The following is a 23,189-nucleotide window of genomic DNA, read 5'->3' as shown; positions in this document are numbered from 1 at the left end:
AAGAATAGTTGAACACCTTTCAAGCCTGATTAATTAAGCAAAAAATTGGGGAGTAGAAAAATTTCTTCCCCAATTCCTCATTCCTAACCACCTGAGAAAACTTGACTAATCTTGAGATAGTAAAATTCTGGGTATAGGCAAAACTTGACTTTGAAGCAATTCATCTGCGGATATATTGTTTACGCCTGTTTGCTGTAATATCGTCAATAATGCTGCACTTTGATTTAATAACTCATCTACATTAATACCGCCATAAGTATCTGGATAACGGCGCAGGCGGTTGCTTCCTTCTCCGAGTAAAATAGCCGCACCCCGCAGATTATTATTTCTGAGATGATATAAGGCTACAGCAATTTGGAGAATCCCCTGGTAAAGAGTTTTTTCAGGTTCGCTGGCTTCAATCCACAAAGCCTCTAAAGTGTCATGACAGGCGTAAAACTGCCCAGAGTTGAACTGTTCTACACCTTGCCAAAACTCTTGGGGCATAGTTTCGCTCATGCCATAGTATCTCTTACTTCTTTAATAGTTTCGAGAGATATTTCTTGCTGTTCACCAGCAAACTCATTGTCTGGTGTGAGAAATAGCATACAGTGACATTCTTTGCGTTCTCTCATCGGTACGCAAGGACAGTTCCAATATGTAGCTTTGACTTCAGCTTCTTTGTCTTCGTAGTGGCGACAGGGACACAAAGGCGCACCTAGATCGTCTTTATGTTTGGCTAACCCTTCAATTACCACTGCTGTAACCGAAGGTTCACTACAGAAGTACGTTCCAGTACGCTTGGCGTATTGTTCGGAAAAATGCCGCATTGCCTCTAGGCTTTTATCGCTGGAATTTGCGTTAACCTCTGATGTGATCATGTGGATCGGTCGCTCATAATTTAAATATTTCTTTGCATTGTACCTCAGCCTCAAGGTGCTGTTACTGGGGATATCTCCCCAACCTGAGCAGATTTAATGATGATGTCTGACAAAAACCTGAATATATCAGCATTCATTGAAATATTGAATACATAGAATACTCATTTACAATGCTTGTACAGGTTTTTGTAGCTGAGTTTGCAATGCTTGTTCGCTCTGCACAACAACACCAGGGCAATCACGATTAACTACCACTGATGCTTGATCTGAGGAATTACTATTTTGCCACAAAACCCAGCGACTCCCTTGGGGTAAAGAATATAGTGTCAGAGGATTTTGAGTTAACCAAATTAACGGATTGTTTGGCGCTTCTGTAGTGCGGATATCTTCTGAAAATGTTGTCGCTGCTAAGGTTTCTAAAACAGTGGTATTGCCCTGAACTAAACTTGTTGATGCTGTCCAGAGTTTGACAGGCATCCCCATACGCTGTGTGTAAAAATACAAACTTGCTGCGGCAATTACGGCTTGTTCAAAATCGTCTTCTTGCCATTTACCAGCACTATCTAAAGCAATAACTATCTCTTCTCCGCCTGTGACAACTTCTAACTCTCGGACGCGTAACTCACCATAACGGGCGCTTGTTCGCCAGTGGATGAGTCTGGTGGGGTCGCCAATCCGGTAGGGACGCAGCGATCGCACTAATCCCGATGTTGCAGTCTGCAAAGGTCGATTGATCGAATCGCCTTTTTTGCTTTCTTCTAGCCCCATTTCATCCACTAAGGGACAAGTGGTTAAAGGTAATACAGTCGGGTAAACAATGGCCGTCGCCCCACAATCTCGCTGACGACGACACCAAAATAAACCTAAAGGTGCGCCAGTGGCTAATTCAACATTGTGCCAGCGATAAATACCTCGGCGCTGAGTCGGGTGGTAGTAAACCCAACGGTAACTATTTTTACTAGAAATAATTTCAATCGCCTGTTTGATTGGCTTACCCAAAACAAAAGGCAAAATATCCTCGACTTGCAGCAAACTGACAGATTGTGGTGTGGGGTTGTGGATTTCTAATTCTACAGTCAGGTCATCCCCAGCGGAGACAGGTTGAATAAAATGGCGAGTGATAGTTAAACCAACAAGCGATCGCGGTGGTAAAACTGCTGCAACTGCTAACAGCGCCACACTCACACCGCTAATAGCATACAGCCAACCCGCCATCGTATTCACAGCCGCGCCAAAAAAACAAATAGCAATTCCCGCAAGTACCCAACCGCTATACGTCGGGGTACTGGCACGATTTTCTAACCAATTGGTGATAGGTTTGATGATTTTCATGTTTCTTTTTTAACCCAACATCACCAAAAGTTCACAGTGGTGCTGAGGTCATTTCAGGAGCATAAAAATCATAATGATTAGCAAGTATCACTTTGATAATTCAAAAATGTCTAACAAATTCACTCACGTAGAAGAAATTCAAGCAATTCGTCGCCGACCAGCTATGTATTTCGGGAGTGCTGGAGTGCAAGGTACAGAACAGTTTGTTTATGAACTGGTAGCCAATGTGCTTGACGCTTACTTGTCAAAACAAGCCACCTTTGTCAATGTCAGTTTAGATCAAGCAACTATTTCCGCTGTAGATGATGGCCCAGGACTCCCATTTGATGAACCTAGTGATACCGAAGGTGTTAACCTAGCTACTAAGTTGCTAACTCGTATCCATCAAACACGATCTTATGATGAACACGCTCCTCATGTTCATATTATTAGACGAGGTGTGGGTTTAGCTCCGATTAATGCCACTAGTATTCAACTAACTGTACAAAGTTGGCGTTCTGGAATGCTGTGGGAACAGTGTTTTATTAAAGGAATTGCCCAAGGTTCTGCCAAGATTATTCAACAAGGTAATGGCCGAGGAACAAAAATAGAAGTAACACCTGATCCTGAAGTTTTCAGACAAACACAACCTAGAATCGGGATAATTCGTAGGGCTTTGTTTGACACTGCTCATTTATTTGCTGGGTTGAAGATTGGATTAAATGAAGAGCGTTTTTATGCACCGCAAGGACTGAAAATGCTGGGATATATACTTCTGACTCGGCAAACAGACGCTAACAATGAGCCATTTCATGTAACTTTGCATCATAACAATATTTTGATTGAAGCAGCAGCTTTTGGCGATCGCGTCTCGCCAACCCGCACATTTTCATGGGTAAATGGAGCCAGAACCCCAGATGACGGTAGCCATGTAGAAGGTTTTTCACAAGCGTTAGCAGAAGTCAACTGGAAACCTGCACTGAGCCTAATTCATATTGTTATGTATGACCCGCGTTTTGCCGGGCCGACGCGGAATCAATTGGATTTACCCCATATCAAGGAGGTAATTCAAGAAGCACTACGCGAACCTTTATCTCAGTATCGAAGTGAATTAACCTAATTTAATCAATGGTTTCTATTACTATCAAACATGGATACTTATGGCGAGTTCTGGGAAGACCTGCTGAATATAACAAATTTGTGTTTGTCCCAATTTTAGGAGAATTATACGACGGAATAAACATTAGACCGTATCGTAGACCAGAAGAAACTCCAACATTTCCCCTAACAGACCACATAGACAATCAATTACCAAAAATTATCGACCGTTGTCGTCACGAATGCGGCAAAATCGCTGATGCTGTCTGGGTGCGTGCTAGAATTCCGGCAATATTTGGCTTTGCACCTTTAAGTTTGCCATTTGCCGATTATAAATACGCGCTGCTAGAGCAAACATTCATAGCTTGTCAGCAATCTTCTGTAAATGATGACTGGGTAGCATATCCATTTGTTTGTGAAGATTATGATTTACGTGTTGGGTTAAGGTTTATTCCAGATGCTTCATTAACGGCAGTATATCAATCTATTGCCAAGGCATTTTGGAAATTACTGCTGCTTGAACCTCATCATGTTCACCCATTTTGTGATGGTTATGTACATTACAACGAATTGGGTGATGAAGAATGGTTACTTGTAGAGTTTAAGAATAGTCGATGTATTATCGAATTGACTGATTATATTGATTTTTGATTGGTTACGAAATAATTAAATGTTCCCCTATCCAACATACTGAATATGGTATTCGGACTTAAAGTTAACTTACCACCACATTCCTTTGTGGCTTAATCTGTTATTCTCAAATCTCATAGTCACATCGGGTTTAGGAAAGCCTTTTTTCCACTTATAATTGGTGATGATTGTGTCAGAAATCAATTTACTTCCACCATTTTCTGTTCCCGGTGAACCAATAATTTTTACAACTTCTTCGTAGGTCATTCCATATTTTACTGCTTCATACTCAGCTTGTGTAATTTCCGGCTCTTGTAGGATAGAAATTTCTGGAAAAATTGATGTAACAAAACGAAATACTCCCCACCCAATTGTTAAAGGAAAGCTGAGAACAATGAAAACTATCACTACACCAATCCAAGAATTAGAGCTTTTAGCTTGCGACTTTATATTTGATGTTTCGGCATTAAAAGTAGCAACAGAATTAGAACGATTTTCAGATATTGGTGCAACTTTTAATTGTTGTATAATTTGATTTTCTATTGGTAAAACATCCTCATGTTTAAGCTGCCAACGTTCTATAAATTGATTTAGTTTGTGACGAGTTATTTCACTTAAAGTAGATTCACGTTTGATATTATGTAAGAAAATCTGCTTGTATTGTTCTAAGTTATTTTGATAGTTTTTATATGTTTCTAACACTGCAATTTCAATATAATGAGCCTCAACTTGAGAGATTCCTAGTTGACTCGATAATTCATCAAGATAGCGGCGATCAGGTGGAAAGATATTGCCATCAGTCAGAACTCTTTCAACTTCTTTTTGATATCTTAGTTGTGGATCACGAATCCCAGCTTTAACAAGCAAAATTTTGAAGCCCTCTTTGACTGCATAAATTTCTGGCTTCATTGCTGGAACAGTTGCTTGTACTCTTTGTTTAGCATAGTTGTGTAATTCATCTACTGCGATCGCGCCATCACTGTTAGAATCCGCAGCCCCGGTTTCAATTCCTTCTACTAAATACTGCGTATAAATTGACAGTTCTGTTCCTTTTTGCTCAAAAGAATATTGGGTAGAAGTTGATGAAGTCAGTACAACTCGCCCTTCACCTCCTAATTGATTTTTCACATTGATTGAACCATCATCCTTAGCTAACAAGTTCTCAGCAAAGGCTCCGCTAAAGCAGCAGTCAAGAATAATTACTTGATGTCGTGAGCGACTGTTGCTCATGATGTCATGTACAAAACTTGCAGGAACAGCCGAAGCTTTAACTAATTCTCCTTGAGATGTTTTGCGGGTGAGACGAGTAGCAAAGTAGAGTTTTCCACTAGAATCTTTAATCCCGTGACCGGAAAAGAAGAGTAATACCAAATCATCTCGTTGGCGGTTAGCAAAAAGGTTCTCAATCGCTTCCTGCATTGCTAATGATTCAGGATTAATCAGTGGTTGTACGTTATCAAAGTTCCCCATTTCAGGATGCAGTAGAACCCGCTGTATAGCTGCAACATCTTTTGTTGCAGCAGGTAGGGGATTTAACCCTTGTGTATATTCACTTACGCCTATTAGTAAAGCTAACTTTGGCATTTTAGCTAGTTACCCTGTTACAAATTTTTGAGATGTCTCAATTGTTACTGCTAATTTTTGATGACTATCAGCTTTAACCCTAAGTTTCCTCCCATTTACTTCTACCGCGGGCTAATAACTTTTTCCAGATATAGCAGTTTATTTACTACTCCTAAATAAACTAATCCGTTCTTTTCAAGTAGGACTTACGCAGACTCTACGATTTCTTGGCGTTCTCGGCGACTTGGCGGTACCCTGCGGGAAGCCGCTTCGCGTCTACGATAAATTAAGCTTTTTGGGAATTTTTGCGTAAGTCCTGTCAAGGTAGTGCGATCGCAATTTGCAGCATCATCCAGACAATACTCTAATGCCTGAAAAGGTATAGAGTGTGAGAGGTATTGGGATAATATTAGCGATAATTTTGAAAAAAAAGGTGGGGAATACCCACCTCAATCTTTCACTTAAGTTTTGCTTTACTTGTCAAAACTATTACTCCCATTCAATGGTTCCAGGTGGCTTAGATGTGATGTCGTAAACTACGCGATTCACACCTTTAACTTCATTGACAATTCGGTTAGAAATTACTTCCAAAATTTCATAAGGAAGACGCGCCCAATCTGCGGTCATACCGTCTTCACTGGTAATAATCCGCAAAACTACAGGATGAGCATAGGTACGTTTGTCACCCATCACGCCGACGCTGCGAATTGGCAATAATACAGCAAAGGCTTGCCAAACTTCGTTGTATAATCCGCGTTGATTGATTTCTTGGCGGACAATTAAATCGGCATCGCGGAGAATATTCAGGCGTTCGGCGGTGACTTCACCGATGATGCGAATTGCTAAACCAGGGCCGGGGAAGGGTTGGCGTTGGACGATTTCTTCTGGTAAACCAATAGAACGACCAACTTTGCGGACTTCATCTTTAAATAGTTTCCGCAGGGGTTCAACTAGTTTAAATCGCAAATCTTTGGGTAAACCGCCGACGTTGTGATGGCTTTTAATTTTGACTGCTACCCGTTCACCTGTTTGGGGGTCAACGTTGGTATCGGCAGATTCGATGACATCTGGATAAAGTGTGCCTTGGGCTAAATAATCAAAGGGGCCGAAGTGTTTGGATGCTTCTTCAAATGTACTAATGAATTCGTGACCTATGCGACGGCGTTTTTCTTCGGGGTCGGTGACACCAGCGATGGTATCTAAGAAGCGATCGCGGGCATTGACATATTCTACAGGGATATGAAACTGCTCTTGGAATAATTTCACTAACCGTTCTGGCTCATATTTCCGCATAAAGCCTTGGTCAATAAATACACAAGTCAGCTGATCACCGATCGCTTTATGCAATAAAAAGGCTAGGGTAGAAGAATCTACTCCCCCAGATAATGCCAAAAGTACGCGTTTATCGCCAACTTTACCGCGAATTTCCCGGATTGCTTCTTCGACAAAGGCGGCAGTTGTCCAGGTAGGTTCGCATTCGCAGATATGATAAACAAAGTTGCGAATTAGAGCTAAACCACCGATGGAATGTACAACTTCGGGGTGGAACTGCACACCATACAGTTTCTTTTCGTGGTCGGCGACGGCTGCACAAGGTGTATTCTCTGTATGTGCCAAGACTTCAAAACCAGGTGGCATTTTGACCACAGAGTCGCCGTGACTCATCCACATGGTTGTGCCATCTTCCACATTGGTTAATAGATCGGTGGGATCATCTATATATAATGAGGCTTTGCCGTATTCACCGCGATCGGCTTTGGCAACTTCCCCACCGAGTTGGTTGACCATTAACTGCATCCCATAACATACGCCCAGAATGGGAATGCCCAGATGCCAAATTGCAGGGTCACAATGGGGAGCTTTTTCGTTATAAACTGAACTCGGCCCGCCTGAGAGAATGATACCTTTGGGGTTGAGTTGCTGTAATTGTTCCGCTGTAGTGCGATAAGAGAGAACTTCAGAATATACTTGAGTTTCGCGGATGCGTCGGGCAATTAGTTCGGAATACTGAGAGCCAAAGTCGAGAATAACAATCATTTGACGATCAAGCCGCCTCAACTCTTCTACTGGTTGAGGCGCTTGTTCGGTTAGTAGAGTCACCGCTGTATTCATGATGGGGGAGTTTGAATGAAGTAGTAGATAGTTGCACAGTAATCTGACAAAAATACCATCTATAGCCTTGGTCAAATAGATGAGAACAATGTTGATTGCACAAAGCTAGTAACTGGTTATATACTCAGCACTTTGCTCTATTTGCTTTCTGCGGCTGGTAAATGGTAAAGGAGTCCCCTACAAACGCAGGTTATGAAGCGTTTGCTTGGCTAATCAGTCTGACATAGTATTAGAAGGAATAACTTACCCTAGAGTGGTTACTGAAAAAGCTATTTATGTAGATTATTAATGATTATTCATAATAAGTTAACATAATTTCCCGGTTAAGAAACAAGCAGTTTTACTCTTTACGATAATTTTGCGATCGCGGTCAAAGAGAATTGAGCCACATTTTGCTACTTCTGTACCCCGGTTATTATAGCTTTCCATGTATTCTTGAGAACGCGTATCTATGGCTTGGGCGATCGCACCATAAACTAAATTCACCCAATCACTACCACTAGAAACATCTAATTCTCTTAAATATTTCAGTGCTGCTTCCGCCGTGGCACTATTAAATACTACTTGTATATCTGATGACTGCATCCCCGCCAAAGCACAGTGGGCTGCTAAAATTTCCCGCCGACCATCAGCTAAATGATGATGGGTGTGAAAAATCCCTCCAGCTAGTTTTAGCAACTTGCCGTGATAACCAAACAATAAGATTTCTTTAACGCCTAAAGCATCTGCTTCAATCAACATCGGCCCTAACCAGTTAGCCGTTTTCACCAATTGTTCGGGATTAATTCCCAGTTTTGCCGCTAAATCTAAACCGTTCTCACCAATACAAAATACCAAACTATGAAAACGGCTGGCTTTTTGTTGCAATTCTGTCCGAAAAACCGCTAACTGATCTGGTGAACTTAACGGTTGAGAAATGCCGGTTGTTCCTAATAGCGAAAGTCCTTCCACTACACCAAAGGCAGCATTAGAAGTCCGCACCGCCAGCGATCGCCCGAAGGGTAAAATAATTGTGACTGTAATTTTCTCACCCAGTGTGAGCATCCGCCGCAAGTTCTCTTGCAATAACCTTTGGGCATAACTATAAATCGCCGGCTGGTCATCTGCATTGAGAATTCTGCCAATCCCTTCGCCACCTTTGATAGTTACCGCTGACTCAGTGTCTCCACCCCACTCCACCATTGCCCAAATTGGTGTATCCCGTGTCAGGTCAAGATTGTCACCAGGGTCACTCCGTGTAATTGCCACCGCCTGATGTTCTGATAGCCCCGCTACTTGTTCAATGGGGATTTCAGCGATTTGTTGTGGTGTAATTAAATCAACTGCCACAGTTGGCAAAGGCTGACGCTGGCGTAACCAATGTAACGCCGCCATCGCCGCAGCACAAGCAAATACGGGTAAAGTATATCCAGAACGAGTCATTTATTATTTCTCTCCCCTGCACCCCTGCACCTCTGCCCCCCTGCTTCTATACTCCCACTTCTACCAACAAAGCTTGCATTGCTTCCCAAGAGATGCCTTTTTCGATGTAGCGAGGTGCTTCAGGATTATAAGGACTAGCGATGCGATCAATACTCAGAATTATGGCCTCTTCTAAGAGTACTGGGACATCAGGATCAAAAGCTGTGGGGCGCATCAAAGAACTCGAAAAACCTTTGAAGACTGCTATTTTGTCTTGTTCTTCGGCTATTTCCACCGTGATCAATAAAACTTCTTGGGGGCGTTTGCTGGTGTACTGTTCTAGGCGCTTGCCAATGGAATTATTCATCAAATTGGAACTTTGCTATTTAGTTAATTAATGTGGTGTAGCTGAACGTCCTTGTTTGCCCAGCTTAATCAGAACAAAGTAGCTTAAGTAAAGCACATAAATAGCTAAAAGGGAGATGCCCAGAAAACCGAGAAATGCTGGCTTGCTATTGTGATGGAAATAATCTTTAAAGAGTAAGGGGGCTTCAAACCAGACTCGACAATAGGGAGTTTTAATGGCTGTTTCGGAAAAAGCACAACCGATAAACGGAATAAAAGCGATCGCACTTAACAGGCTATAAGCTGTCACAGCCCAGCGCCAAGAGGTAAAAATCAACTTCAACGGGCTACTGGGTTGATACTCAATTTCATCATTGAGATCCACCCAAAACCACAGAGAAATCGGGATCAAAATCCTGGCTATCAACCCAGAAATAAAACTGACTGGATACTCAGCAATCATTAAGTAAATTGTAATTGCCAAAAGACTAGCAACTCGCCAGTAAATCATTAACAGGCGTTGTATTCCTTCTGCTTTTTGGACAAATGCCCAAATTAGCAGAATTAGCGGGATAATCAGCGTAAATAATACTGCTAGTCGATAATCAGCCCAGATATATGGGCGAAACCAAAGGTCTTCCATTATGGTTGCTAGAGGATAAATAACAAGTTTGGATGAAGAACAGATATTTAATATAACGGATACTTTTGCAAATACTTTAAATAGCCATGCAAAATAAATTACTTCATTGAGCAACAAAACAAGGAATCAGAGAACGCCTGTCGTTATGGGTAGCTTGATGTTGGACTGATTACAAAATTTATCAATATATAAATTAATATTGATTTAATTATTGATGTGTAATTACTTCCCTCAACCTAATATTTGGTTAAAATTCACTTCTTGATGAGGTAAAAAAAACAAGCAACTTGCAGATCTTTTACTTTTGTAGCTTGTACTAACTGACAACTTATATTCAGGGTAGGTTACAAAACGTACCCCAAAGAGCATAAAGTACAAGGTCGCAGTAAACAGATTTTGGTTGCTTGCCTATTGGATGAATAGGAATTTACCAACTCAATGTCTATTCGTCGTAAACTCGACATTCAGCCGCATCTGGGTTGTCATCGCAATACTTTTCGAGAGAATTTTTGGGCTTGCTTTGGCGCTGGTGAGAAGCTTCAGCTTGTAGTTCTTCCACTGCATCCCAAGCCGCAGCACACTCAGCAGAATTGCTACCGGAAATATCACAAACTGTACGAGCTTGTTCTACTTCTTCTTGAATTTGTTCTTGGATGTCAACTTTTGCTTTGGTTTCGCTCATAGCTTTCGTTTTGTTGTGTGTTGTTAATACTAGTATAGAAAAATTCAAAAATTGCTATTTTCTGTACTACCACTCCCCATTCTACCTAATAAGTTGATCTACTTAGTGGATGTGGCAGCCGGATGATTGATAACCACGGCAAATTGGGAGATTCAGACTGTATCTTTGTCTATCTTTTAAGATTTTATAGAGTCCATACTACGAAAGTACATCTATAAACTATATTTATTGCATGTAATAGGAATTGATGAATATCTGTCTATGAAGGCAGCTATGTAGGAGGTGAAGCAGTGCGGTGAGGCAGTCTGTGAGACGGCTTTGCCTCGTCAAAACCTTGGGCTAAAAGCACGACGAAAAAGGAAGAGATGAAATTTCATGGCAGATCAAATGCAGTGGGCTAATGCCCTATCAACCCGTCCTTCTCTAGAAGCCGCTGTGACAGAGGTGGTGCAAAAAACTACATCTTCGTTAACAGCACCCGCAAATTTAGGGCTGGTATTTATTTCATCTGCTTTTGCTAGTGAATATTCCCGACTTTTACCTTTGCTGGCAGAAAAACTTTCTGTACCGATCATGATTGGTTGTAGTGGTGGTGGTGTGATTGGTACTACAAGTGATGGGCAAACCCAAGAAATAGAAGCAGAAGCGGCTTTGAGCCTGACATTGGCACATCTACCTGGGGTAAATCTCCAAGTTTTTCATATTTTGGCGGAAGAGTTACCCGATTTGGATAGTTCCCCAGATACTTGGGTGAATTTGATTGGTGTACAACCATCTGATACACCACAGTTTATTTTGCTGTCTAGTTCTTTTTCTTCGGGAATCAATGAACTTTTGCAAGGTCTAGATTTTGCTTATCCTGGTTCTGTGGTGGTGGGGGGACAAGCCAGTGGTGGTATGGGTGGACGACAGACACTATTTTGTAACGATCGCCTCTATCGTGAAGGAACTGTCGGCTTGGCTTTAACTGGCAATATTGTCCTAGAAACAATTGTGGCTCAGGGCTGTCGCCCCATTGGTCAGCCGATGCAAGTTACCAAAGCTGAACGCAATATTATTTTAGAACTGGATGAGCAAGTGCCATTGGTGGTGCTACGAGATTTAATTAATAGTCTCAGTGATCAAGAACGAACTTTAGCCCAGCATTCTTTATTTGTGGGCGTGGCGATGGATGAGTTTAAGATGTCTTTGCAGCAAGGAGACTTTTTAATTCGCAGTATTTTAGGGGTAGATCCCTCAGGAGGCGCGATCGCTATTGGCGATCGCGTCCGCCCTGGCCAACGTCTACAATTTCATTTACGTGATGCCGAAGCCTCCGCAGAAGACTTGGAATTTCTGCTGGAGAAATATCAGAATCAAGAATCTTCCACAACCTCAGCGATCGCCGCTTTAATGTTTTCTTGCGTCGGTCGAGGTGAAGGACTTTATGGTAAACCTAATTTTGATTCCTCGCTATTTAGGCGCTACTTCCAAGATATACCGATCGGTGGTTTTTTCTGTGGTGGCGAAATCGGCCCTGTAGGAGGTAATACTTTTTTACATGGTTACACTTCTGTGTTTGGCATTTGTCGTCAGCAGAATTCTTGAGTGCTGAGTATTGAGTGCTGAGTGCTGAGTAAGATGTTTTTCCTTACTCCCTCACTCCTTCACTCTCCTACTTTCTCATTTTTTCCAATAGCAAGGTGCTGTTGTTATCAATGAGGTGAGGAGTACCACAACGGGCGATCGCACTGTAGGCTTGAATGTAATGACGCACTTTTTGAGGAAATTGCGGATAGTCAAACAAAGCATCGCCATCAGCGATATTTGCCCAAAAGTAACGCAAACTAGGAGCAATTTCTTGAGCTTGTTCTGGTGCTAAGTTTAACGGTGGATGAGTGAGAAATTTCATTAAAAAAGGCAAAGAGCGATCGCCCATCCATTGTTTTGATAAATGTTGCAAATCAGGAAAATCCGGTACAGATTCCACACGATGAGATAAAACTTGCAACCATTCTCTGCCGTAGTTATCTTGGCGAAACTCAAAAACTCGATAAGGATGGGGATAACTTACTAAAGAACCAGTAGTGATATCGTAAACTCCATCAGAGCAGGCAATATCCTGAACGTGCAAATGACCTGTAAATACTAACTTGACTTGATACTGACGCAGCAGCTTTAACAATTGCGGCGCATTTTGCAGCATATAGCGATTGCCCATTGGATGGCGCGACTGCTGGGGTATATGCTCAACTACATTGTGATGCACCATCACCAACACTAATTCTTCCGTCAGTGTTGCTAGAACATTTTCTAACCAAGTTAGTTGTTGATGATCTAAACGTCCTAATTGCTGACCTTCTTCATTAAAAAAGTTGGAATTCAGACCAATCAACCGCACTCCGGGTAAAACTTGATGAGTGTAGTAAATTTGCTTAGGATTGTCATAACCAAACTTGCCGTAATAATGGGGAAAATCCGCAAAGCCAATCGATTGCTGATCTGCCATTAAGACAGGAACATCATGATTACCGGGAACAACATACACCGGAAACGGCAACTCAGATAAGCGTTTTTGTAACCACAGATGGTTCTCCGGTTCACCGTGCTGAGTTAAGTCCCCTGGAATCAACAGAAAATCTAAATCAAGTTGTGTTAAATGTTCGATGACACTTTCAAAAGCTGGAATACTAACTTCCACCAAATGAAACCGACTGGGATGATCCCAGATTGTATGGGGAAGTGCAATGTGTAAGTCGCTGACTACAGCAAAGCGAAAATTGAGAGCCATTGATTTGCAGACAATTTTATAAATACTGGTTCAAAAAAGCCTTTTCCACAAAGTATAACCTTTGCTTTGGCAACTCTGCTGGAAAATCATTACTTAACATTTGTATATGAAGCTGAGATTCCCGACTGATTTAAGAAGTCGGGAATCTGATTATTCACGCATAATTGAACATTTTTAGATTTTTGTTAGCCACCAGAAAAATCAAATCTCATTTAAATGTAAAAATAGCTCAAATCATTGACTGATTATTTGATATTTTTTAAACTTTTTTTGATCAATAGAGAATGTTTAATATTTTAAAAATTGAATAGTTTATTAATTATTTGGCTGTTAAATTAAATTTATTATATAATAATATACTTAATTTTTTATATGCAAATCACTGTTTACTGTCGTTGCTACAAGGAGTATCCACTTTGGCAGTAGTTAGAGTCCGCCAACACGTTAACCCACTTGCCCAAAAATATCGCACACCAGTCAATCCCCTTGAGTGGGAAAAAATTTATGCACAGCCAAACCAACCACTGCATCTAGATATTGGCTGTGCTAAAGGGCGGTTTGTGTTGCAAATGGCGCAGGTAGAACCTCACTGGAATTTTCTGGGTTTGGAAATTCGGGAACCATTGGTAGTGGAGGCGAATCAGCTGCGTTCTGAGTTGGGTTTAACTAACCTGTATTATTTGTATGGCAATGCGAATAACTCCTTGCAATCTCTGTTATCAGGCTTAACTCCAGGCATTTTACAGCGGGTGACAATTCAATTTCCCGATCCGTGGTTTAAAACTCGTCATGCTAAACGCCGTGTGGTACAACCAAAATTGGTCACAGAGTTAGCTGAATATTTAGCAGTTGGTGGGGTGGTATTTCTGCAATCAGATATGAAGTTTGTCGCCGTGGAAATGTGCGATCGCTTTGCGGAAAACCCTGCCTTTGCGCGAGTGGGTACAGATGAATGGTTAACAGAAAATCCATTAGCAGTCCCCACAGAACGAGAAATATTTACCCAAAACAAAGGCGAACCAATTTATCGCGCTTTATTTGTGAAACAAGGGTAATCTTACAACTTAACTCCTCCTTGCTGTAACTGCTTGAATGGATCAAGTAGAAAATCAATAATTCGGCGTTGGCGGATAATGACTTCGGCGGTAGCTGTATCACCTGGGCGCAAGGGTATACATTTATTAGCAGAAGGCAAACAGTTTTGTTTGAGCGCAATATCTAAGTTATAAGCCGCAACTTTGCCATTAGGGGTGTCTATTTCCGTAGTAGTCGGAGAAATCTTAATTAACTCTCCTGAGATCACCCCATAATCTTGAAATGGATAGGCATCAAATTTAACCTTGACTGCTAACCCTGTATGTAAAGAACCGCTTTCAGTGGTAGACATTGTGGCGCGAATGATCAAAGGTGAATTTGCAGGTGCTATCTCCGCCAGCATTGTTCCAGATTGGACAACGGCTCCTGGTTTTTGTATTGGTAGTTGAAATAGAATACCGTTGGTAGTAGCTTTGATTTCTCGCTGTTGTAATTGAAATTTGAGAGATTCGATTTGACTTTTAGTTTGAGCGATATCTGATTGCAAAGATGTAATCTCAGTTTCGAGATTTTTTTGTTGTTCGGCAATTCTTAAAATAGCTAATTTGCCAGAACGAGTTAAAGTTTGATAACTGCTTTCTTGTTCTTTAAGGCGTAACTGGGCTTGTTGAATATCTGCATTAGCTTGGCGAATATTCCGTTCATAACTGCTTTGTTGTTCTGCTAAACGTAACTTTGCTTGCTGAATATCTGCTTTTGTTTGTTCAGATAATTTTATTCTTTCTTGTAGAGCATCTTCTTTTTCTACAACGTTAACTTCAGCCGCAATTCCCTCTTTATAAGCCTTTTGATAACGTTCTAGTTCTCGTTGGGCGATCGCCAAGCTAACATCAGCTAATTTTTTCGCTTTTTCGTGTTGTATGATAGTTTGTTTTGCTTGGTTTAATTGTGCTATACCTTCCTCTTGATGTAAATTAAGATTATTTGTAATTAGTTGCAGATTTTGGCGAAATTGTTCAATTTGTGATTGTTTCTCTAACTGTTGCGATTGATTTTGTTGCTCTTGCGTTGCCGAAGAGACAAATAGTTGATTTTTCGCTGAATTTAACTGCGTCAATCTATTTAATTGCCCTTCTAATTTATCCTGGGCTTGTTGCAATTCTGATTTTACTAATTCCGAGTCTAATGTTAATAAAGTTTGTCCGGCTTTGACTAAATCTCCTTCTTTGACTTGAATTTCAGCTACAGTCCCCGCCACAGATGCATCGAGCTTAATGGTTTTATCTTGAGTTTCAAGTCTGCCTCTAGCTGTACCTGTTTCATCAATCTGAGAAAAAATTGTCCAAGGTAAAATGATTGAGACAAACACAACTAAAAAATATAGGATTCCTCGCGTCCAAACTTGGGGTAAGTTATCCAGTGTTTCTCGCGTAACATCAGACCAATCATCAGTTTTTGCTGGTATAGAGTTGTCTATAATTGCTTGTTCAAATGTATCTTTTTCTTGTAAAGATGAATTTGGTCGTTTACCATTAAATGTATCTGTCATATTTTTTCAAAACAGGAGGTAGAGGCTAAAAATGGAGAGAAGAGACAATAAAGAGCATCACAAAAACTATTAACCATTAATTATTAAGCTGGAACTGCTGTTGATTGAGATAGAAATAATGTCCTTTTTTATTCATTAATTCTTCATGGGTTCCACTTTCAATTAGCAGCCCTCTATCTAGAACTAAAATCAAATCTGCATTCCGCACAGTCGAAAGTCGGTGGGCTATGACTAATGTTGTTCTTCCATTGAGAATTTTGGTGAGATTTTGTTGAATAATTCTTTCAGATTCAGTATCTAAATGAGAAGTAGCTTCATCTAAAATCAATAACTGCGGATTACCTAATAAAGCCCTAGCGATCGCAATTCGCTGTCGCTGTCCACCAGACAACAAACCGCCACCTTCACCTATTTGAGTTTCATATCCCAAAGGTAACTTTTTAATAAACTCATCAGCACCAGCTAATTTAGCTGCTTTTATCAATTCTGCTAAAGTTGCTCCAGGATACCCTAAGCTAATATTTTCTCGAATTGTGCCACCAAATAAAAAGGTATCTTGGTCAACTACTCCCACACAAGAACGGAGAGAACGTAAGGAAATACTGGTAATATCATGACCATCAATCCAGATTTTGCCATCAGTAGGGGGATACAAGCCTAAAACTAACTTAGAAATGGTTGTTTTCCCTGAACCACTACGCCCCACTAAAGCTACCATTTGCCCTGGCTTGATTGCAAAACTGAGATTTTCTAAAATATTTACATCACTGTCTGGGTGATAGCGAAAAGTCACATTTTCAAAGCGAATACTGCCTTGGAGATATGGCAAATTTTGTCTTAGCTGATATTGTAAATCTTCTTCTGGTTCTGCCTCTAAAACATCATTAATTCGTTCTACAGCAATTACTACTTCTTGGAATTGATTCCACAAGATAGTCAGTCGTTGAAAGGGTGTAATAATATTGACTAATAGCAAATTAAATGCTACTAATTGTCCAATTGTTAACTGATTTTGAATAACCAAATGCGCCCCAAACCATAGCAAGGCAGTAGTTACGAAGGCTTGAATTGTGTTACTAATGATTTGCAGACGGTTACTAATAACTTGGCTGGCAAAGTTGGTTTTCACTTCTTGATTTAATAACTCTTCCCAATGCCAGCGCACATTTTGTTCAACTGCTGTAGCTTTGACTGTTCGCACACCAGTTAGGGCTTCAATTAAGTAACTGCTTTCTTTGGCAACAGCATTAAATATTTCTCGTGAAATCCTTTGGAGAAAAGGTGTAGCTATTAAGGCTAGTAAGGCAAAAGGTGGGACTATAACTAATACTAATAGCGCCATTTGCCAGCTATACCACAGCATTAATCCTACATAAATAAAGACGGTGAATAAATCCAAGAGGATAGATAAGGCTTCACCAGAAAGAAATCTTTGAATTTTGCGATTTTCTTGGATACGAGAGATGATATCTCCCACATAACGCGACTCGAAAAAACTCAGCGGTAGCCGCAGGGTGTGGCGAATAAAACCCACAATTAAAACTAAGTCGATTTTGTTAGCTGTGTGGTCTAACAGATATTGGCGTAACCCTATCATGGCGACGCGAAACAAGTTAAACATCAACAATCCTAAACCCACGGCTGTTAGTGTGAGTTCCGATCGCTGGACAACCACGCGGTCTAAAATTAACTGGGTAAATAAAGGGGTAATCAGTCCAAATATCTGGATAAAGACTGAAGCAATCAACACCTCCAATATTACCAACGAGTGGGGTTGCATTAATCTCAAGAATTGCCAAAAAGGTGTAGAGGTTTCTTTAGCATCTTTGAGGGCGGCTGTTGGTTGCAACAGCAAAGCATAACCAGTCCAGTTAGCTTTAAATTCGCTGTGGCTGAGAGTTTTTTGACCAATAGCGGGGTCGCCAATAATCACATCTTTGGGTGTGATTTCATAAACAACTATATAATGTTTGCCTTCCCAGTGGGCGATCGCTGGTAATTTTTGCTTGGCTAACTGCTTGAAACTAGCTTTGACTGGTCTAGTATTGAAGCCGAGACTTTCCGCCGCCATGACTAAACCCCGCAAAGATGCACCGTTGCGGTCTACATTGGCAATATCTCGCAAGCGATTCACACTAAAGCGTTTACCCCAATAGCGAGACACCATGACTAAACAAGCTGCACCACAGTCAGAAGCACTTTGTTGAGCAAAAAATGGATAGCGCCGAGTGACTTTTTGCCATAAATGGCCGACTTGCTGGGTAGGGTTGGGGAAGTAAGCTTTGCTAATCTTTTTGTTGTCTGCAAGTTCGACCGGAGGCGCAACAATCTCTATTTGATGATGTGATGTCGTGAGGGGAGAAGCATCTGATTCTGATTGTTGTGGCGAACGGGATAAGGCTTTAGTCCAAAGATGACCGCGAATTTCGGGATATTTGGCCATCAATGAATGTAATACATCACCGGGAATAAAGCACAGTTGTAAATTAACTGAAGCCCTAGCTGAATATGGTTTAAAGTTAGCTTCTGGAAATAAGGTAAATTCTCCAAAGGAAGTTCCTGCTTCTAACGTGGCAATTAATTCATCGGCTTCATCTAGTAATCTGACTTTGCCTGTCACTACAATATAAATCCCAGGTTCAACATTTATGCCTTGCCAGAATTTCCCAACTTTGGGATTAAGGGATTTTGCTTGTTGCAGACACTCCTGAAATTCTTCTAGCGAGAGGGAACAGCCCAAACTTGCGTTGAGTTGTTCTAGAGTGACCAACTGAAGAGATAGATTATGCGCCATAAGTATCTACATTTCTGCCTAATTTTGTAAATTTAATCGACAAGAAATCGCTATCATCTGTTAATCTTGCCGATCGCAAATCTTTAATCAAAATTTTGGACTTATTCCTTGGTTGAGTATTACTTGCTTCAGCATTTTGGGATTTTGGTAATGTAGACAACCCCATTTGTTTCAAGAGTCGTTTAATATGGCGATCGCTGATTTCCACACCTAGTTCTTTTGCTAGATGTTTTTGTAGCCAATTGGCTGTCCATCGCCGAAAAGAATAGCCATAGTCGCGGGGGCTATTACTGACAAGTTCTTTCAATCGCTCTAAATATTGCTCATTCACCGCTTTTGGGCGACCAATTGGGAAATCTTGCCATTGATGCGCCATTCCCATTCGCGCAATGTGTATCCAATGTCGTGCTGTAGCAGCACAACAGCCCAGAATCTGACAAATTTCTGTTTGTGACTTTCCTTCATCCGCCAACAACATAATTTCAATTCGCTGACGATAGGAATCAGATAAATCTTTTTGCAAATTTTCTTGCAGCAGTTTGCGTTGAAACTTTGTTAAGTACTTACCTGTAGGTGCTTGCGCCCTTGGGATGTCATGTTGTGCTTGTTGGTACGACATAACGGTAAAATGCACTATAAATTGATATGTCTGTTGTTATTTACCCAATACAGATTAGACATCAGGTAAATGACAATCAGCGGTGCAGGTTAAATTGCACCGGGCTATAAATACATACACAAAAAATTAATTTCCGTAAAAACAAATAAATATTTTTCTCGTTGAAATTCTCATTAAATGATGAAGTCTAGGTGATATATGCTGTTCAGGCGATGAGGCGATCGCTTATTAGATGAAAAGTTTTCGGGACATAAACTAAAACATTTATGTCCCGAAAATCTGTGAAATTAATTCCCAAGTTTAACAGCTTGAATATTGATAGGAATCCGACTTGATTATTGAAATTACTTGTGTGGGTAGGGAATAGGGAACAGGAAATAGGAAAAGAAGTAACAGAGGTGGAGAAATTAAATATGATTTCTATAGTTTGTAAGGCTAAGTTTTGTGCCTTAATTATTTACAAATTGATATCTCTATGGTAATCAACACAGGATTTCATCACAATATATATGCTTTATAACATACATATACTATTCATAATCAATTAAAGCAGTGGGTTCCAAAATTAAGATTTTTGATTATATTTTGACTAAGAATAAGTAATTTTAAACTGAATATACGGAGTTAATTTGTTGATTTAAGTCAAATTGAAGCTGATGTATTACTTGTTGAGTTTGCTGTTTCAGCCATTCCGAAAATAAATATGCCACAATTTGTTGACGCAGTTGAGCATCTAACTCCGGCTGAATAATTTCTTCCACCAAAATCAAGTGAATTCCTCTTGATGTAAAAATTGGTTTGAGAAGTTGGGGTGGCTGAACAGTAAAAATAGCCGCAGATAGTTCTGGTAATAAATCTCGGCGACGCACTAACCCACGATATCCGCAAGCGCGACGTAATTCTATATTTTCGATGTATTGGTGAGCAACTTCATAAAAGCTAATTTCACCTTCTTTAATAGCATAAAAAAGTTCTAATGCTAAATCTTCATCTTCTAAAATAACTTCATACATAATTACACCAGCATAGTCTAGTTGGTGTGCAAAAAAATATTCTTCAACTTTATTTTCAAAGAGATGTGCTGCTAACTTGCCAAAAATCAGACTACTATGTGTAATTTGTTCAAAATCATCGAGAGATAAATAGTTTTTTTCTAGCCATTGCCATGTTTGTGCCGCACTATCGAGATTATTAGCTAACCGGATTTTATCTGCTGCTTGTTGCAACTCCTCTGTTTCTATCTTAATCCCATTTTCCAAAGCAAAAGCTTTCACAATATGATCAGCAGTGATTTGTTCAATGATTTCTGGCAACTTACAAGCTAGTTTCAGTTGATGCAAAATATCCTGGTTGGTAATTACGATAGGGTCTGTCATTTTCAGTAATTCTTGATTATGTGGAACACAAAAAATGAGATGCAGTAATCCTAATTGATTGATAAACTACTCATCTAGATAGGAAAGAAATAGTAGATTTATTGACAAATTATTTAGGATTACTATACCTTAATTGTTATATTAAACTAATACTTTATCTGCTGAACGTTTTAATGCAGATAAAGATTCACTTTGGAAATTAGGTGCAGATTTAGGTTGTAATTTTTGTTGTTCTTCTTCGAGTTCAGCTAAACGCAAATTACTCCAATTTACGAGTCCGGGATTTCCCAAGCGAGGAGCTATATTAGATAGGTGTTTGACAACTGAGATAGCCTCTGGCTCGATTTGCAGAGAAGCCAGATAACAGTCACTAGCTAATTCTAATTCGCCAATTTTTTCGTGACATTGACCAGCCATAAACCAAGCCACTGGAGTACCTGGAGGGCCTAACCTTGTGGCTGAACGATAAACTTTGGCAGCTTCTTCCAGTTTACCTTGCTTGGTCAACACCTCTGCCAACTCCAGGTGATATCTAGGCTCTAAAGGCTCTAGCTGGACTATCAAGCGTACTCGTTCTTCTGCAAGAGCGAGATCTTTGAGCCAGATAGACTCTTTAGAACGGCTTTCCATACACAGGCTGAGATTTTCCCGCGCTACAATTTGTTGCAATTCATTTTCAGGATTCAAACTTCTGGCGTGAGATTCGCATAAATCCATTTCTTCAACTACCTTCTGTTTATCTCTGCGTAAAAATGGCACAAAAGAAACAGAACGATAGTACATACTCATCAACAAATTAAATTCAAAATCGTTGAGTGAAGGTTTTAATTCTTGAATGTCCTTGGTAACTACTTCACGCCAAAACTCAGCTGCGGCTAAATCTCCAAATGTTTTGGCATACTCAACTACCATTTGTAAACCAGCATTGATTTTTACCTTACTTCCTGATGGCGCATGAGTGGCGATCGCTTCAATTTCTTGGATATAATCAAAGGTGCGATCGTCAAAGTGAGTAATCAAGCTCGAAAGCGCCCTACACCATGCGAGAGTAGCCAGTTCTACATCACTAGCAATTTCTGCACTAGATATCTCTGGGATATACTCTTTCACTACCCGATGAAAGCACAAGCTTCTCAACAAATTCATCACGCGTAGTTTAGTAAGATTTGGCAATTCTTGATAATTTGCTAAATACTCACAAAATTTTTCCCAACGCTCGGTACGCAATTCTTTTGCTAGTTGTAGTGGATGATCAACATGGTATTGAAACATCCCAGTTTCTTTAACCAGAGATTCTCTAAAAAAAGGAGAGATATTTACTTGTACAGTATAGGGAAGTGTTGTGTTACTAATTAAACTATTATAACTAAATTCAATTCCGTAATGATGTGGTTTACCACCATTTAAAAGGCCAAGATCAAAATATTGTCTATTTAACCAAGCTATTGGTGAACCATTAAGAGTTGTCATAAAATTATCTCCTGATTTTTATCCCTAAGTAGTTATTACAGTCCCAAGTAAATAAAGCGAAGATGACAATTAGCTAGATATGAGATAAATCACAGTGACGTTAGTTTATATAATTAACTATGTCACTGTGGAAATTTATTTTAAAATAGTTCTGAAATCTGCAATAAATATTGTTTATTTCAGAACTATTTTAAAAAACTATCTTAAGCTAAGAAAGAAGACCATTTAGCAACTGCAAAAGCAACTCCACCACGTACAGTTGTGAAAGCTGTAAATTCGGGTGAATCTTTGGCAGATTTAGCCTTTAAGTCAATGATTTCATCAGCAGATTTTTCAGAATTCAGTTGAGTAATTTTAATTTCAGCCATGATGATAAACCTCTGGATTCAAGTTGTTTTTGGAAAGCAAACTGTGATTTGTCTCTTCCCATTAACATCATGCTTTTTTTGATTTTTGAATGCAATAGAATAGCAAGTATGAATCGGGACAAAAATAGCACACTTTCTGTAGACTTAAATCAAAATTGTGAGGTATTTTTCCAGATTGGATGTGTCTTGTAGCATTCTCAATTATCGTAGTTTTGGCAATGTCCACACCGTAAAAACAAGGTTTTGGCTAAATCTACAACATCGCCAATCTGACTTTAATTGCCATCAAGTATCTGGTGGAATATGTCGCCATAACAGCAGTAATTATGTCTTTTTTTTTCTCATCAATATTTATAGTAGGGGACAGGTGACAGGTGACAGAGTTAAAAGTCTTTTATTATCTAAGTTTTATCGCTTACCGATGTCCTAACTACCTTGGCTACAGCTATAACCCTCTTCTGTCACTTTCCGGGTATTCTGAATAAAAGAATAAAAAAAGAAAACCCTGAAAGGTAAGTGGGGCAATGGATGTAGAGTTACAAATTCTGAAACATTTAGCAAGA

General features: G+C 40.0%; 21 protein-coding genes. 5 read left to right on the top strand and 16 right to left on the bottom strand.

The window, feature by feature from the left end:
- Nucleotides 1–105: 105 nt before the first annotated feature.
- From IQ244_RS19320 to IQ244_RS19310, 3 genes are all read right to left on the bottom strand, one after another.
- A complete protein-coding gene (locus tag IQ244_RS19320; RefSeq protein ID WP_193897047.1) occupies nt 106–498 on the bottom strand; it encodes a DUF309 domain-containing protein in 393 nt (130 codons plus the stop codon).
- The gene (locus tag IQ244_RS19315; RefSeq protein ID WP_015115876.1) at nt 495–860 is read right to left on the bottom strand and encodes a ferredoxin thioredoxin reductase catalytic beta subunit; all 366 of its coding nucleotides are present in this window, start codon (nt 858–860) and stop codon (nt 495–497) included. Before IQ244_RS19315 ends, IQ244_RS19320 begins: the two co-directional genes overlap by 4 nt.
- 165 nt (nt 861–1,025) lie before the next feature.
- Entirely contained in the window at nt 1,026–2,192 is a 1,167-nt protein-coding gene (locus IQ244_RS19310; protein ID WP_193897045.1) for a DUF58 domain-containing protein, read from the bottom strand.
- A 106-nt stretch (nt 2,193–2,298) separates the two neighbouring features.
- Here IQ244_RS19310 and IQ244_RS19305 point away from each other — a divergent pair, with 106 nt between their 5' ends.
- Both IQ244_RS19305 and IQ244_RS19300 read left to right on the top strand, forming a co-directional pair.
- On the top strand, nt 2,299–3,291 hold the full coding sequence (locus IQ244_RS19305; RefSeq protein WP_193897043.1) for a hypothetical protein: 993 nt from the start codon (nt 2,299–2,301) through the stop codon (nt 3,289–3,291).
- An 8-nt stretch (nt 3,292–3,299) separates the two neighbouring features.
- Entirely contained in the window at nt 3,300–3,920 is a 621-nt protein-coding gene (locus tag IQ244_RS19300) for a hypothetical protein (protein WP_193897041.1), read from the top strand.
- Between the two features lie 69 nt (nt 3,921–3,989).
- On the opposite strand, the gene IQ244_RS19295 is transcribed toward IQ244_RS19300, so the two are convergent.
- The 6 genes from IQ244_RS19295 to IQ244_RS19270 all read right to left on the bottom strand — a co-directional run bounded on the left by IQ244_RS19295 (nt 3,990) and on the right by IQ244_RS19270 (nt 10,645).
- Nucleotides 3,990–5,483 carry a caspase, EACC1-associated type gene (locus IQ244_RS19295; protein ID WP_193897039.1) on the bottom strand — a complete coding sequence of 498 codons (1,494 nt, stop codon included), beginning with the start codon at nt 5,481–5,483 and terminating at the stop codon, nt 3,990–3,992.
- 468 nt (nt 5,484–5,951) lie between these two features.
- Nucleotides 5,952–7,574, bottom strand: a complete 1,623-nt coding sequence (gene guaA / locus IQ244_RS19290) for a glutamine-hydrolyzing GMP synthase (protein ID WP_103126624.1) — start codon at nt 7,572–7,574, stop codon at nt 5,952–5,954.
- A 306-nt stretch (nt 7,575–7,880) separates the two neighbouring features.
- On the bottom strand, nt 7,881–8,996 hold the full coding sequence (gene cbiD / locus IQ244_RS19285; RefSeq protein ID WP_193897037.1) for a cobalt-precorrin-5B (C(1))-methyltransferase CbiD: 1,116 nt from the start codon (nt 8,994–8,996) through the stop codon (nt 7,881–7,883).
- A 46-nt stretch (nt 8,997–9,042) separates the two neighbouring features.
- Nucleotides 9,043–9,342, bottom strand: coding sequence for a hypothetical protein (locus IQ244_RS19280; RefSeq protein ID WP_193897035.1), 300 nt, complete (start codon nt 9,340–9,342; stop codon nt 9,043–9,045).
- Between the two features lie 27 nt (nt 9,343–9,369).
- Nucleotides 9,370–9,963: a DUF3177 family protein gene (locus IQ244_RS19275; RefSeq protein ID WP_193897033.1), complete on the bottom strand. Its 594-nt coding sequence runs from the start codon at nt 9,961–9,963 to the stop codon at nt 9,370–9,372.
- 442 nt (nt 9,964–10,405) lie between these two features.
- Nucleotides 10,406–10,645: a Calvin cycle protein CP12 gene (locus IQ244_RS19270; protein ID WP_193897031.1), complete on the bottom strand. Its 240-nt coding sequence runs from the start codon at nt 10,643–10,645 to the stop codon at nt 10,406–10,408.
- A 375-nt stretch (nt 10,646–11,020) separates the two neighbouring features.
- Here IQ244_RS19270 and IQ244_RS19265 point away from each other — a divergent pair, with 375 nt between their 5' ends.
- Complete coding sequence (locus IQ244_RS19265) at nt 11,021–12,232, top strand: FIST signal transduction protein (protein ID WP_193897029.1); 1,212 nt, start codon at nt 11,021–11,023, stop codon at nt 12,230–12,232.
- Between the two features lie 67 nt (nt 12,233–12,299).
- Here the strand turns inward: IQ244_RS19265 and IQ244_RS19260 are convergent, their stop codons facing one another.
- Nucleotides 12,300–13,415 (bottom strand): metallophosphoesterase family protein, encoded by a 1,116-nt coding sequence (locus IQ244_RS19260; RefSeq protein ID WP_193897027.1) that lies wholly within the window; start codon nt 13,413–13,415, stop codon nt 12,300–12,302.
- A gap of 416 nt (nt 13,416–13,831) precedes the next feature.
- Here IQ244_RS19260 and trmB point away from each other — a divergent pair, with 416 nt between their 5' ends.
- On the top strand, nt 13,832–14,470 hold the full coding sequence (gene trmB, locus IQ244_RS19255) for a tRNA (guanosine(46)-N7)-methyltransferase TrmB (protein ID WP_193897025.1): 639 nt from the start codon (nt 13,832–13,834) through the stop codon (nt 14,468–14,470).
- Nucleotides 14,471–14,472: 2 nt separating this feature from the next.
- On the opposite strand, the gene IQ244_RS19250 is transcribed toward trmB, so the two are convergent.
- The 6 genes from IQ244_RS19250 to IQ244_RS19225 all read right to left on the bottom strand — a co-directional run bounded on the left by IQ244_RS19250 (nt 14,473) and on the right by IQ244_RS19225 (nt 22,626).
- Nucleotides 14,473–15,999: an HlyD family efflux transporter periplasmic adaptor subunit gene (locus tag IQ244_RS19250; protein ID WP_193897023.1), complete on the bottom strand. Its 1,527-nt coding sequence runs from the start codon at nt 15,997–15,999 to the stop codon at nt 14,473–14,475.
- A 76-nt stretch (nt 16,000–16,075) separates the two neighbouring features.
- Nucleotides 16,076–18,793 carry a peptidase domain-containing ABC transporter gene (locus tag IQ244_RS19245; protein WP_193897021.1) on the bottom strand — a complete coding sequence of 906 codons (2,718 nt, stop codon included), beginning with the start codon at nt 18,791–18,793 and terminating at the stop codon, nt 16,076–16,078.
- On the bottom strand, nt 18,783–19,412 hold the full coding sequence (locus IQ244_RS19240) for a helix-turn-helix domain-containing protein (protein ID WP_193897018.1): 630 nt from the start codon (nt 19,410–19,412) through the stop codon (nt 18,783–18,785). Before IQ244_RS19240 ends, IQ244_RS19245 begins: the two co-directional genes overlap by 11 nt.
- 605 nt (nt 19,413–20,017) lie before the next feature.
- Nucleotides 20,018–20,788, bottom strand: a complete 771-nt coding sequence (locus IQ244_RS19235) for a peptidylprolyl isomerase (RefSeq protein WP_193897016.1) — start codon at nt 20,786–20,788, stop codon at nt 20,018–20,020.
- 141 nt (nt 20,789–20,929) lie between these two features.
- A complete protein-coding gene (locus tag IQ244_RS19230) occupies nt 20,930–22,258 on the bottom strand; it encodes a tetratricopeptide repeat protein (RefSeq protein WP_193897014.1) in 1,329 nt (442 codons plus the stop codon).
- Nucleotides 22,259–22,461: 203 nt separating this feature from the next.
- Entirely contained in the window at nt 22,462–22,626 is a 165-nt protein-coding gene (locus IQ244_RS19225) for a hypothetical protein (protein WP_193897012.1), read from the bottom strand.
- A gap of 181 nt (nt 22,627–22,807) precedes the next feature.
- Here IQ244_RS19225 and IQ244_RS19220 point away from each other — a divergent pair, with 181 nt between their 5' ends.
- The gene (locus IQ244_RS19220; RefSeq protein WP_193897010.1) at nt 22,808–23,056 is read left to right on the top strand and encodes a hypothetical protein; all 249 of its coding nucleotides are present in this window, start codon (nt 22,808–22,810) and stop codon (nt 23,054–23,056) included.
- Nucleotides 23,057–23,189: the final 133 nt, after the last annotated feature.

Origin of the sequence: Nostoc sp. LEGE 06077 (assembly GCF_015207705.1) — a bacterium.
Taxonomy (GTDB): domain Bacteria; phylum Cyanobacteriota; class Cyanobacteriia; order Cyanobacteriales; family Nostocaceae; genus Nostoc_B.
The sequence above is the reverse complement of the archived record's forward strand: the minus strand, read 5'-3'. Positions and strand labels throughout refer to the sequence as shown.

Bases quoted from the DNA above. Each gene is read 5' to 3' on its own strand.
- IQ244_RS19275 (WP_193897033.1), bottom strand. From the start codon at position 9,963: ATGGAAGACCTTTGGTTTCGCCCATATATCTGGGCTGATTATCGACTA.
- IQ244_RS19245 (WP_193897021.1), bottom strand. From the start codon at position 18,793: ATGGCGCATAATCTATCTCTTCAGTTGGTCACTCTAGAACAACTCAAC.
- IQ244_RS19230 (WP_193897014.1), bottom strand. From the start codon at position 22,258: ATGACAACTCTTAATGGTTCACCAATAGCTTGGTTAAATAGACAATAT.
- IQ244_RS19295 (WP_193897039.1), bottom strand. From the start codon at position 5,483: ATGCCAAAGTTAGCTTTACTAATAGGCGTAAGTGAATATACACAAGGG.
- IQ244_RS19235 (WP_193897016.1), bottom strand. From the start codon at position 20,788: ATGACAGACCCTATCGTAATTACCAACCAGGATATTTTGCATCAACTG.
- IQ244_RS19305 (WP_193897043.1), top strand. From the start codon at position 2,299: ATGTCTAACAAATTCACTCACGTAGAAGAAATTCAAGCAATTCGTCGC.
- IQ244_RS19280 (WP_193897035.1), bottom strand. From the start codon at position 9,342: ATGAATAATTCCATTGGCAAGCGCCTAGAACAGTACACCAGCAAACGC.
- IQ244_RS19240 (WP_193897018.1), bottom strand. From the start codon at position 19,412: ATGTCGTACCAACAAGCACAACATGACATCCCAAGGGCGCAAGCACCT.
- IQ244_RS19320 (WP_193897047.1), bottom strand. From the start codon at position 498: ATGAGCGAAACTATGCCCCAAGAGTTTTGGCAAGGTGTAGAACAGTTC.
- IQ244_RS19250 (WP_193897023.1), bottom strand. From the start codon at position 15,999: ATGACAGATACATTTAATGGTAAACGACCAAATTCATCTTTACAAGAA.
- guaA (WP_103126624.1), bottom strand. From the start codon at position 7,574: ATGAATACAGCGGTGACTCTACTAACCGAACAAGCGCCTCAACCAGTA.
- IQ244_RS19310 (WP_193897045.1), bottom strand. From the start codon at position 2,192: ATGAAAATCATCAAACCTATCACCAATTGGTTAGAAAATCGTGCCAGT.
- IQ244_RS19315 (WP_015115876.1), bottom strand. From the start codon at position 860: ATGATCACATCAGAGGTTAACGCAAATTCCAGCGATAAAAGCCTAGAG.
- IQ244_RS19270 (WP_193897031.1), bottom strand. From the start codon at position 10,645: ATGAGCGAAACCAAAGCAAAAGTTGACATCCAAGAACAAATTCAAGAA.
- cbiD (WP_193897037.1), bottom strand. From the start codon at position 8,996: ATGACTCGTTCTGGATATACTTTACCCGTATTTGCTTGTGCTGCGGCG.
- IQ244_RS19225 (WP_193897012.1), bottom strand. From the start codon at position 22,626: ATGGCTGAAATTAAAATTACTCAACTGAATTCTGAAAAATCTGCTGAT.
- IQ244_RS19300 (WP_193897041.1), top strand. From the start codon at position 3,300: ATGGTTTCTATTACTATCAAACATGGATACTTATGGCGAGTTCTGGGA.
- IQ244_RS19260 (WP_193897027.1), bottom strand. From the start codon at position 13,415: ATGGCTCTCAATTTTCGCTTTGCTGTAGTCAGCGACTTACACATTGCA.
- IQ244_RS19265 (WP_193897029.1), top strand. From the start codon at position 11,021: ATGGCAGATCAAATGCAGTGGGCTAATGCCCTATCAACCCGTCCTTCT.